The 10,438-nt window shown below is 74.8% G+C and carries 10 protein-coding genes; 5 read left to right on the top strand and 5 right to left on the bottom strand.

What is annotated here, in order from left to right:
- Positions 1–123 precede the first annotated feature (123 nt).
- A complete protein-coding gene (locus QSK52_RS38495) occupies positions 124–1,596 on the bottom strand; it encodes an MFS transporter (protein ID WP_285740944.1) in 1,473 nt (490 codons plus the stop codon).
- A 180-nt stretch (positions 1,597–1,776) separates the two neighbouring features.
- On the opposite strand from QSK52_RS38495, the gene QSK52_RS38490 reads away from it, so the two are divergent.
- Positions 1,777–2,439, top strand: a complete 663-nt coding sequence (locus QSK52_RS38490; protein ID WP_285740945.1) for a TetR/AcrR family transcriptional regulator — start codon at positions 1,777–1,779, stop codon at positions 2,437–2,439.
- A 13-nt stretch (positions 2,440–2,452) separates the two neighbouring features.
- Here QSK52_RS38490 and QSK52_RS38485 read toward each other — a convergent pair whose 3' ends face one another.
- The gene (locus tag QSK52_RS38485; protein ID WP_285740943.1) at positions 2,453–2,893 is read right to left on the bottom strand and encodes a MarR family winged helix-turn-helix transcriptional regulator; all 441 of its coding nucleotides are present in this window, start codon (positions 2,891–2,893) and stop codon (positions 2,453–2,455) included.
- A 58-nt stretch (positions 2,894–2,951) separates the two neighbouring features.
- On the opposite strand from QSK52_RS38485, the gene QSK52_RS38480 reads away from it, so the two are divergent.
- Together QSK52_RS38480 and QSK52_RS38475 are read left to right on the top strand one after the other, a co-directional pair.
- Entirely contained in the window at positions 2,952–3,341 is a 390-nt protein-coding gene (locus QSK52_RS38480; protein WP_285740942.1) for a VOC family protein, read from the top strand.
- A gap of 27 nt (positions 3,342–3,368) precedes the next feature.
- Positions 3,369–4,010, top strand: coding sequence for a DUF6629 family protein (locus QSK52_RS38475; protein WP_285740941.1), 642 nt, complete (start codon positions 3,369–3,371; stop codon positions 4,008–4,010).
- Here QSK52_RS38475 and QSK52_RS38470 read toward each other — a convergent pair.
- Entirely contained in the window at positions 3,932–4,831 is a 900-nt protein-coding gene (locus QSK52_RS38470; protein WP_285740940.1) for a winged helix-turn-helix transcriptional regulator, read from the bottom strand. The genes QSK52_RS38475 and QSK52_RS38470 overlap by 79 nt on opposite strands.
- Positions 4,832–4,917: 86 nt before the next feature.
- Here QSK52_RS38470 and QSK52_RS38465 point away from each other — a divergent pair, with 86 nt between their 5' ends.
- Positions 4,918–6,195 (top strand): MFS transporter, encoded by a 1,278-nt coding sequence (locus tag QSK52_RS38465; RefSeq protein ID WP_285740939.1) that lies wholly within the window; start codon positions 4,918–4,920, stop codon positions 6,193–6,195.
- 162 nt (positions 6,196–6,357) lie between these two features.
- On the opposite strand, the gene QSK52_RS38460 is transcribed toward QSK52_RS38465, so the two are convergent.
- Complete coding sequence (locus QSK52_RS38460) at positions 6,358–8,043, bottom strand: TROVE domain-containing protein (RefSeq protein ID WP_285740938.1); 1,686 nt, start codon at positions 8,041–8,043, stop codon at positions 6,358–6,360.
- Between the two features lie 178 nt (positions 8,044–8,221).
- A complete protein-coding gene (locus tag QSK52_RS38455) occupies positions 8,222–9,067 on the bottom strand; it encodes a polysaccharide deacetylase family protein (RefSeq protein ID WP_285740937.1) in 846 nt (281 codons plus the stop codon).
- A 94-nt stretch (positions 9,068–9,161) separates the two neighbouring features.
- Between QSK52_RS38455 and QSK52_RS38450 the strand changes: the two genes are divergently transcribed.
- Positions 9,162–10,265, top strand: coding sequence for a calcium:proton antiporter (locus QSK52_RS38450; RefSeq protein WP_285740936.1), 1,104 nt, complete (start codon positions 9,162–9,164; stop codon positions 10,263–10,265).
- Positions 10,266–10,438: the final 173 nt, after the last annotated feature.

Raw genomic sequence — 10,438 nt, 5'->3', positions numbered from 1 at the left:
ACTGATCAGCCTCGGGCTTACCCGCGCGGGCGACACCTGGACCATCACTCCCACAACCGCATAGCGCAGGAGGGCTATCCCAACCGGGACAGCCCTCCCAGCAAGAAGATCTTCATCAGACTTCTAGCCGGGGTGCTCCTCGGTGCTGCGGGAGTCGGTGAGGGTGAGCGCGCCGACCGCGGTGACCAGGCCGACGACCACCGCCAGCACGGCGTAGGTGATCCGCTCGCCGTGGAAGAAGGAGGTGACCAGGGCGTTGCTCCAGGTGCCTTCGGGCAGCTGGGTGGTGACCAGGGCGGCGATCAGGGTGCCGACCACGGCGGTGCCGACGCTGCTGCCGACCTCCTGCGCGGTGTCGTTGAGGGCGGTGCCGATGGAGGTGCGGTTCTCGGGGACCGCCTCGACCAGGGCGACGGCGCAGATGGTCATCACGGTGCGCAGGCCGACGGTCATCACCACCATGCAGAGCGCGATGGCGGCGTAGCCGTGCGAGACGCCCCAGGCGAGGCCGGCCAGCGCGCCGGCCAGGCAGGCGGCGCCGACCAGGCAGGCGACGCGGTGGCCGAAGCGCTTGGCGAGCCACTCGGACAGCGGGGTGGCGACGAGCATGGTGGCGATGATCGGGAGGTTGGCCAGGCCCGCCTTGACCGGGCTCCAGCCGTAGGCGTACTGGAAGTGCAGGATCAGGCCGAACATGACGGCGGCCATCGCGATGGCGGTGCCGATCTGGGCGAGGGAGGCGCCGCGGACGGTGCCGTTGCGGAAGAGCTTCAGGTCCAGCATGGGGGCGGCGGTGCGGCGCTCGTGCCACACGAAGGCGGTGCCCGCGGCGAGGGCGCCGAGGATCGAGCCGATCGTGGCGGCGGAGCCCCAGCCGTGGTCGACGCCGCTGGTGAGCGAGTAGCAGGCGAGGCCGATGGCGGCGACGCTGAGCACGGCGCCGGGCAGGTCGAGCCGGTCGCGGGTGAGGTCCTCGGGCCGGTCGGCGGGGACGCCGAGCCGGACGCCGACGGCGGCGATCAGCGCGATCGGGGCGTTGACCAGCAGCAGCCACTGCCACTTGACGTGGGCCAGCGCGGTGCCGCCGAGCAGCGGGCCGAGGACGAAGCCGGACATGCCGACGACGATCATCACGGTCATCGCGCGCATCCGCAGCGCCGCGTCGTCGAAGAGCCGGAAGACCAGCGAGTTGGTGATGGGGGCCATGGCCGCGGCGGCGACGCCGAGCCCGGCCCGCAGGGCGATCAGCTGCCCGGCGCCGGTGACCAGGGCGACGCCCAGGCTGAGCAGCCCGAACACGGCGAGGCCGGCCAGCAGGACGCGGCGGCGGCCGAGCCGGTCGGCGGTCGCCCCGGCGGTCAGCAGCAGGCCGCCGAAGGTGAGCGAGTACGCGCCGGTGACCCACTGCAGCGCGGTGGTGCCGCTGCCCAGGTCGCGGCCGATGGTGGGCAGCGCGATGGACAGCAGCGTGTTGTCGACCATCTCGACGAAGAAGGCCAGGCAGAGCGCGGCCAGCGGTATCCAGGCGGCGCGCAGGGACGGGTAGGTGCGCGGTGCCGCGGGGGTGACGGCGGCGGTGGTCTCGGTGCCGGTCATGGCGGCCTCCTCTCGGGACGGGTGACGCGGATCGGCGGGTGTCACGGATTATCGAACCTGGTTCGATACTAGAACCACGTTCGATAGTCTGGCAAATGTGGTTGGATGAAGGGCATGACCCCTCCGCGCCAGCGCCCCGCCGACCGCCCCGCCCGGGAGCGGCGGCGCGCCTCGCACTCCATCGAGGCCGTCCTCGGCGCCGCGGTGGAGCTGCTGGACGAGTCGGGCGAGCCCGCCCTGACCATCCGCGGCCTGGCGAGCCGGCTCGGCACCGGGGTCGGCAGCGTCTACTGGTACGTGTCGGGCCGGGACGACCTGCTGGACCGCGCCGTCGACCACGTGCTCGGCGGGGTGCTGGCCGAGATCGAGCGGCACCCCCGCACCGGCGACCCGGTCGACGAGCTGCGCCGGATGGCCGTCACGCTGTTCGACGCGGTGGTGGACCGCCCCTGGCTGGGCTCGCGCTTCATGCGCGGCATCGACGCGGAGGGCAACTCGCTGCGGCTCTACGAGGAGCTGGGGCGGCAGCTGCTGCGGCTCGACCTCACCCCGCTGCAGCGCTTCCACGCCGTGACGGCGGTGCTCGGCGTGGTGGTCAGCGCCGCCGCCGACCTGGGCCAGGAGCCGCCGCAGGCGGTGGTCGACGGCCTGGTGGAGCGCGAGGAGTTCCTCGGCCGCTTCGCCGCCACCTGGCGCGCCCTCGACCCCGGGGAGTACCCCTTCCTGCACGACATCGTCGACGCCTTCGACGGCCACGACGACAAGCAGCAGTTCCTCGCCGCCCTCGACCTGACCCTGACCGGCCTGCGGCAGCTGGCCGGTCAGGGCCCCGAGGCCCCCTGACCCTTCGGGGCGGTCAGCCCCCGGCGTGCAGGCGCAGCAGCAGGGCGTGCAGGGTGGCGCGTTCGGCGGGGTCGAGGGGGGCGAGGACGGCGTCCTGGACGGTGCGGGCCTCGGCCTGGAGTTCGGCGAGCCGGGTGCGTCCGGCGGCGGTGAGGGTCAGGGTGAGGCGGCGGCGGTCGGCCGGGTCGCGGGTGCGGTCGATCCAGCCGCGGGCGGCGAGCAGGTCGGCGGCCTTGGCGAGGTCGCTGGGGTCCAGGCGCAGCCGGGTGGCGAGGTCGCGCTGGGTGTGCGGCCCGAGGTCGGCGAGGGCGGCGAGGGCGGCGTGGTGGTAGAGGCGCAGCCCGTCGGCGGCCAGGCGCTCGGCGAGGCGGGTGCGGGCCTCCTTGCCGGTGCGGGAGAGCAGGTAGGTCGTCAGTTCGCGGAGCGAGGGCGGGGTTTCGGTGGGATCGGCCATGGGTCAATCATAGGTTCACCCCTATAGTGGGTTCACACCCACTACTTTGGAGGTAGCCGTGGACGCGCTCCACCCCCGCCTGCTGGTCGCCGACTTCCCCGCCTGCTTCGCGTTCTACGACGCCGTCCTGCCGCCGCTGCTCGGCGCCCGCCGCGTCCAGGGCTCCCCGCAGGGCCCGTACGCGCACTGGGACGTCGACGACCAGGCCGTGCTGGTGCTGTTCGACCGCGCCGCGATGGCCGGGGCGCTCGGCGAGCAGCCGCCCGCCCCGCGCGGCGACATGTTCGTCTGCCGGGTGGCGGACGTGGACGCCGCGCACGAGCTGGCCGTGCGCAGCGGCGGCACCCCGGCGCTGCCGCCCACCGACCGGCCGGAGTGGGGCGCGGGGATGCGCACCGCCCACCTGCGCGACCCGGAGGGCCGCCTGATCGAGTTCCAGTCGTACTGACGGACCGTCGGCTCGTACGCTGGCCGGATGTGCTGGAGCGCCGAGGCCGACCTGGTCGCCGGGGCCGCCGTGACGGCGGTCGGCGTCGGCGCGGTGCTGCGCGCCGGGGTGTCGCGGCGGCTGCCGCTGGCCGCGCTGCCGCTGCTGCTGGGCGTGCACCAGCTGGTGGAGGCGGGCGTGTGGTCGGGCTGGGCGTGGGCCCGGACGGCGTGGGCGGTGGTCGCACTGCCGCTGCTGCCGCTGTACGTCCCGGCGGCGGTGTGGTGCGCGACCGGCCGCCGCAGCGCCGGGTGGTTCACCCTGCTGGGTGCGGCCGTGGCCGTCCCGCTGGCGGTGGCGGTGGCCCGGCGGCCGGTGGTGGCGCGGGTGCACGGGCACACCCTGGACTACGCGGTCGGCGTCCCGGCGCCGGGGCTGCTGCTGGCCGGGTACCTGGTGGCGGTGCTGGGCGCGCTGCTGGGTTCGGGCGACCGCCACCTGCGGCTGCTGGGCTGGGTCACCGAGTTGGGCGCGCTGCTGTGCGGCCTGCTGTGGCGCCTGGCGTTCGTCTCCACCTGGTGCGCGCTGGCCGCCCTCGCCTCGGTGCTGCTCTACCGCTGGGCGGACGTCAACTCGTCCAGCAGGGACAGGACTTCGCCCACCGAGCCGCCCGGGTCCGGGACCGGGTAGAGCACCGCGCGGACGGTGCGGTCGGCGTCGACGAGCAGGGTGAGCCGTTTGAGCCGGTCGGCGCCGCCGGCCCGGAAGGTGGGCAGCCGCAGCGCGCCGGTCAGCCGCAGCGCGGCGTCCGAGAGCAGCGGGAACGGGATGGACTGGTGGGCGGCGAAGGCGGCCTGCTGGTCGGGGCGCTGGGTGGAGACGCCGTGCACGGTGGCGCCGCGGGCGGTGAAGGCCGCCAGCCGGTCGCGGTAGGTGCAGGACTCCAGGGTGCAGCCGACGGTGCCGGGGATCTCGTCCCAGCCGGGCGGGTAGCCCTGGGTGCCGGGGGCGTAGGCGCCGGGGAAGCAGTACAGCACCGTCCAGGGGGTGCGGGCGACCGGGTCGACCAGCGGCGGGCGGGGGCCCTCGGAGGCGGCGGGCAGGGCGAGTTCGGGGACGCGGGTGCCGACCAGGGCGTGCACCCGGCGGGTCTCGGCGGAGTCGGGGTCGGCGGTGGCGGTGAGGGTGCCGTCGCCGAGCAGGTGGCGGCTGCCCCAGTCCTGCAGGGCGACCAGCACGGGCAGCAGCGCCCAGCCCTTGTCGGTCAAGTGGTAGGCGTAGCGCGGCGGGTGGGCGTGGTAGAGGCGCTTCTCGACCACGCCGTCCTCGACCAGGGCGCGCAGCCGGGCGGTGAGCACCTTGCGGCTGATGCCCAGCGACTCGTGCAGGGCGTCGAACTGGTGGGTGCCGCCCGCGAGGTCGCGCACCAGCAGCAGGGTCCACCAGTCGCCGACCACGGACAGCGCCTGGGCGATGGAGCAGTCGGTGTCGCCGACGTCGGTGTAGCGCATGGAACCACCTTGCCACTGTCGCGCCCCCACCACCTATAGTGAGTTCCCCAAGGGAACTCACTGCCCACCACCAGGGGGAACGCCACATGAGCACCACCAGTCCCGAGCGCACCGACCGACCCGTGCGGGCACCCGCCACCACCCCCGCCGCCGCCTTCTGGCGCTACTGGACGGCCAGCACCGTCAGCGGCCTCGGCGACGCCGTCACCGCGATCGCCCTCCCACTGACCGCCGTCTCCGTGCTGCACGCGAGCGGCTTCCAGGTCGGCCTGGTCACCGCCGCCGGGTACGTGGCCTGGCTGGTGATCGGCCTGCCCGCGGGCGTCCTGGTGCAGCGCCTGCCGCTGCGCGGCACCCAGATCGCCATGGACCTGCTGCGCGCCGCCGCGATCGCCTCCGTCCCGCTGGCCGCCGCGTTCGGCGTGCTCGGCCTGCCGCACCTGGTCGCGGCGGCACTGCTGCTCAGCTTCGCGAGCGTGGTCTTCGACGTCGGGAACTCCACCTTCCTGCCCAGCGTGGTGCCCCCGGAGCAGCTCACCGCCCGCAACAGCCTGACCTCGGCCACCCACTCGGTGAACCAGCTCGCCGGGCCCTCGATCGGCGGCCTGCTGGTCCAACTACTGGGCGCAGCAACCGCGTTGGTAGTGGACGCGGTCAGCTTCCTGTGCTCGGCGGCGCTGCTGCGCACCCTGCCCCGGGCCTCGGCCGAGCGCCCCGCGCCCGCCGCCGACCGGCCGTCCTTCGGCGCCCAGATCCGCGAGGGCTGGCGCTACGCGACCCGGCACCCGGTGGTCGGGCCCTGCCTGGCCGAGGCGACCTGCATCAACTTCGTCTGCGGCGCGCTGATGGCGGTCGTCCCGGTGTTCCTGGTCCGCACCCTGGACGCCCCGGCCGGGCTGGTCGGCGTGCTGATGGCCGCCGAGGGCGTCGGCAGCCTGCTCGGCGCCGCGTTCACCCCCCGGCTGGCCGCCCGCTTCGGCACCGCCCGCACCCTCGTCCTCGGCTCGCTGTTCGGCGTGCTGGCCGCGCCGCTGATGCCGCTCGCCCCGGGCGGGGCCGGGCTGCTGCTGTTCGCGCTCGGCAACGCCGGGTTCGGCGCCTCCGTGGTGGTGCTCAGCATCCTGACCCGCACCCACCGGCAGACCACCACCCCCGCCGCGCTGCTGCCCCGGGTGATGGCCACCGTCCGCTTCGTCTCCTGGGGCGCCATCCCGGTCGGCGCGCTGGCCGCGGGCACCGCCGTCTCGCTCTGGGGCGCCCGCACCGCGCTCGCCCTGGCCTGCGCGCTGACGGTGCTCTCCCCCGTCCTGCTGCTCTCCTCCCGGCTGCGCGGCGCCCGCGACCTGACCGACATCAGCGCCTGACCCGCGCCCGCCCTGACGTCGGCCCTCGCCTTCGCGGTCCTCGCGTGTCTCCGCGAGGACGAACGGACGGACGCTCCGCAGGCCCGGCGCGGGTGCGGGTCCGCGCAGCAGCGCACCCGTCGGGCCGGGCCACGGTGCTCCGACGACCGGGGTCCGTACGGGTCAGCCGGAGGTGACGGGCGGCTCCCAGGGCCACTGCTCGGCCCCACCCGCCTCCAGGAGCGGCACCAGCCGGAACGCGGCGTCGGACAGGCCGCCGAACACGTGCCGGTTCGGGGCGGGCGGGGCGTGACCGGTGCGGTAGCCGCACAGGTTCCAGGTGTAGACCGGGACGTCGGGCGGGACGGACGCGAACGGATCGAACCGTCCGAACAGGCCGGGCTGTTCGTCGGTGATGACCACGACGCGGTGGTGGCCGTCGAAGTGCCGGGCGACGGCTCCGGCCGTGTCCGTGCCGCCCAGGTCGTGGAAGCGTTCCACGGTGGTGAGCAGCGACTCGTCCGGTGCGGGTTCGACCGGTCGGCTGTCGGTGCCGAATTCGACCAGGTCGGCCCGGTCGGCGCGCAGTGCCAGCGCGCTGCCGAAGACCGCGGCGGCGTCGGCGCGGGTCAGTTCGGTGCGGCTCTCGGGTACGCCGAACATCGAGCCCGAACGGTCGACCAGCACCAGCGTCCGGCCGGGCAGGTGGGGGACGTTGGCGAGCGAGTGGCCCAGTGCCGTCTCCAGTGCGGCTGCCCAGCGCGGGCCGGGCGCGGCACGGTGGGCGGCGAGGAAGCGGAACGGGAGCTGGCGGGAACGGGCGACCTGCTCCGGGTCGGTGATCCGGGCCGCGACCAGCGACGCCGCCTCGTCGCCGATTCCGGCCCGGTCGAAGTTGCGCAGGTTGCGCACCAGGGCCATCGTCCCCATGGACGGGATGACCGCCTCCCAGGCGGCCGCGTCCATCGGGCCCTGCAGCCAGCCCGCGAGTGCCTCCCAGGTCATTCCGGCGGCAGCCAGCCGGTGGGCCGCGTCGGGGGCGGCGAGCACGGCCGGGCGTTCGGCGAGCGGGAGCGCGGCCAGTTGCTCCCGGGCCGCCAGGACGGGTTCGTCGCGCGGCGGGACGGCCCGGTGCAGGTGGTGGCGCCGGTCCAGGACGTACCGGAACAGCTCGCCCTGCCGGGGGCGGTCGGCAGCGGGGGCGGGGTGGGTGAGCTCCAGTACGTCGGCGAAGCGGAAGGCGTGCGACGGGGTGTCGTACTTCAGCACGGCCCGCGCGGTGTAGAGCCGACGGGCGGCGTCGCCCAAGCCGCGGCGGACCGGCTGGGGCAGTCGGCGGCCGTACCGGGCCGTCCAGAGGGCGAGGAACTCGCCGGGCTCGTCGGGGCGTTGGAGCACCGCGTCGACGGCCTGCCGGGAGTGACCGGGAGCTCTGGCCTCGGCCCTGGCCCGGGCGAACTCGACGGCGCCGGCCACGGCGGCGGAGCGGATCTGCGCCTGGTTGCGCAGCCAGCGCAGCAGGCCGAGCGCCCAGGACGGGTCCTCCAGGGCGAAGCGGCGGACCAGCGTGGTGAAGCGCTCCTCGCGGTCGGCGGCGCTCTCGTAGAAGCTGTGCTGTCCGGAGAAGTGCGTCACGGCCAGCACGAACAGTTCGGTGCGCGGGTCGCGCTGCCAGCCGGCTCCGCCCTGGTGGTTGGTGAGCGGGCCCGGGACCGGGGCCGAAGGCGTGCGCGCCGACCGCGGGGCGAGCGGCCACCTGCCGTGGAGCGCCAGCTGGCCGCTCGCGCCGGCGGAGAAGAGTTCCGGTGTCTCGGTGCGGATCTCCGCCCTGGTGGCGGCTTTGATGCGCTGGCGATTGAACCGGGTCATGCAGGAAGTCCCCCTGGCGGGCACGTGGAAGAGGCCGGATGACGGCGCGTCGAGAAACGCCTCCCGTGATCGGAAACGGGTGCCGGTGTGTACGTAGTCAAGGAAGTAACCGGAGGACCCAGCGCATCGGGAGGCGTCGGTGCACAACGTAGACCGCCCCCGGAGCGCTGTCACCCGATTATTCTCCGGACGGGACGGCCGTCCGGTCGGAGAGCCGGACGAAGCGCCGCCCCGCGTCCAGCAGCCCCGGCAGCGCCCGGGCGTAGCCCTCGGCGGTCCCGGCGTCCGGGTGGTTGAAGTGGCTGATCACGATCGACCCGGGCGGCGCGGCCGCCACCTCCCGGGCGACCTGTTCGGGCGTGAACGTCGCCCCGCCGTCCCCGTTCACCGCGAACCCGGCGACCCGCTCGCCCAACTGCTCCACCAGCGCCACCGCGACCTCGTCGTAGTGCGCCGTCCCCGAGCGGAACCACCCCGGCGCCCGCCCCAGCAGGTCGGCCAGCTTCGCCCGGTTGCCCGCCACCTCCTCGTACGCGGCCACCGGGTCCGCCGTCCCGGTGATGCCGTACGCCGAACGGCCGGTCACCGAGAGCGGGCGGTGCGCGGTGCCGTGGTTGCCGATCTCGAACAGCGGGTCGGCGGCCAGTTCGGCGGCCGGGCCCGGGTTGGCGTCCACCCAGCGGGCGTTCAGGAACAGCGTGGCGGGCACCCGCAGGCGGCGCAGCGTGCCGATCAGCGCCGCGTCGTAGCCGTCCCCGCCCGGGCCGCCGCAGGCGTCGAAGGTCAGCGCCAGCGCCCCGCCGGGGACGGTCCGGGCCACGCCCGGCAGGTCGGTGCCCCACTGCTGCGGCACCCGTCCGGCGCAGCGGGCCAGCACCTGCTCCCGGGACGGCGGCGCGGGCGTCCGGGGCGGGCTCGGCGCGGGGGACGGCGCGTCAGGTGCGGGCGGCCTCTCCGGCGGTGCGGCACAGGCCGCCGCCGCGAGTCCGAGCGCCGCCGCCAGCACCGTCCGCCGTCCGACCATCTCCGCTGCTCCCCTGCTCCTCGCCGTGCGCCGGAACCACCGCCACGAGTGTCACTTCCGGGCTCGGCCGGTGCCATCTGCCAAGCTCGGCCGCATGGCCTCCTCCCCTCGACCGCACTACCTGCAGTGGACGACCGTCGCCCCGGTGCTGGCGTTCCTGCTGCTCCTGGCGACCTGGCACCGCGACCTGCCGTGGCCGGTGGTGGCCCTGGTGGCGTGCTTCCTGGCCGTGTCGGTGGTCGCGGCCGTCCACCACGCGGAGCTGATCGCCCACCGGGTGGGCGAACCGTACGGCTCGCTGGTGCTGGCGGTGGCCGTCACCATCATCGAGGTCGCGCTGATCGTCACGCTGATGGCCGACGGCGGCGACAAGAGCGCCGGGCTGGCCCGGGACACCGTGTTCGCGGCCGTGATGATCACCTGCAACGGCATCCTGGGCCTGTCCATCCTGGTCGGCGCACTGAAGTACCGGGTGGCGGTGTTCAACGCGGAGGGCACCGGCGCGGCGTTCGGCGCGATCGCCACCCTGGCGACGCTGAGCCTGGTGCTGCCGACCTTCACCACCTCCGAGCCGGGCCCGCGGTTCTCCACCACCCAGCTGGTGTTCGCCGCGACCGCCTCGATCGTCATCTACGGGCTGTTCGTCTCGACCCTGACGGTCCGCCACCGCGACTACTTCCTGCCCGTCACCCCGGCGGGTGAGATCGTCGACCCGATGGACGAGCACTCCGAACCGCCGAGCACGAAGGAGACCCTGGTCTCGGTGGCCCTGCTCTCGGTCGCGCTGGTCTCCGTGGTCGGCCTGGCGAAGGGCGTCTCCCCCACCATCGAGCGCGGGGTGGCCGCCGCGGACCTGCCGAACGCGGTGGTCGGCGTGGTGATCGCCCTGCTGGTGCTGCTGCCCGAGTCGATCGCCGCGGTCCGGGCCGCGGTCCGCAACCGGGTGCAGATCAGCCTGAACCTGGCCCTGGGCTCGGCGCTGGCCTCGATCGGCCTGACCATCCCGGCGGTGGCGGTCGCCTCCACCTGGCTCTCCGGCCCGCTCGAACTCGGCTTGGGGGCGACCCACATGATCCTGCTGGCGCTGACCGTCGCGGTCGGCACCCTCACCGTCATCCCCAAGCGCGCGACCCCGCTGCAGGGCGGCGTCCACCTGGCGATCCTCGGCGCGTACCTGGTCCTCGCGGTCAGCCCCTGACCCGCCGCGGGCCCCTGACCCGCCGCGGGCCTCAGGCACGCCGGGCCTCAGAAAGTGTGGGGTAATTGGCTAGCTACTGATCGTTGAGGTCGTCGGCGAGGCGGCGGGCTGCTTCGGTCTCGATGGGGCCGCGTAGTTCGATCTCCTCGCCGGCGAGGCGGGCGGCCATGAGG

The organism is Kitasatospora phosalacinea (genome assembly GCF_030268885.1).
GTDB classification, from domain to species: Bacteria; Actinomycetota; Actinomycetes; order Streptomycetales; family Streptomycetaceae; genus Kitasatospora; species Kitasatospora phosalacinea_C.
This window is presented reverse-complemented; position numbering and strand designations above follow the sequence as displayed.

Coding starts and splice junctions, on each gene's coding strand:
- QSK52_RS38465 (WP_285740939.1), top strand. CDS start 4,918: ATGAGCACCACCAGTCCCGAGCGCACCGACCGACCCGTGCGGGCACCC.
- QSK52_RS38450 (WP_285740936.1), top strand. CDS start 9,162: ATGGCCTCCTCCCCTCGACCGCACTACCTGCAGTGGACGACCGTCGCC.
- QSK52_RS38455 (WP_285740937.1), bottom strand. CDS start 9,067: ATGGTCGGACGGCGGACGGTGCTGGCGGCGGCGCTCGGACTCGCGGCG.
- QSK52_RS38475 (WP_285740941.1), top strand. CDS start 3,369: ATGTGCTGGAGCGCCGAGGCCGACCTGGTCGCCGGGGCCGCCGTGACG.
- QSK52_RS38460 (WP_285740938.1), bottom strand. CDS start 8,043: ATGACCCGGTTCAATCGCCAGCGCATCAAAGCCGCCACCAGGGCGGAG.
- QSK52_RS38470 (WP_285740940.1), bottom strand. CDS start 4,831: ATGCGCTACACCGACGTCGGCGACACCGACTGCTCCATCGCCCAGGCG.
- QSK52_RS38495 (WP_285740944.1), bottom strand. CDS start 1,596: ATGACCGGCACCGAGACCACCGCCGCCGTCACCCCCGCGGCACCGCGC.
- QSK52_RS38485 (WP_285740943.1), bottom strand. CDS start 2,893: ATGGCCGATCCCACCGAAACCCCGCCCTCGCTCCGCGAACTGACGACC.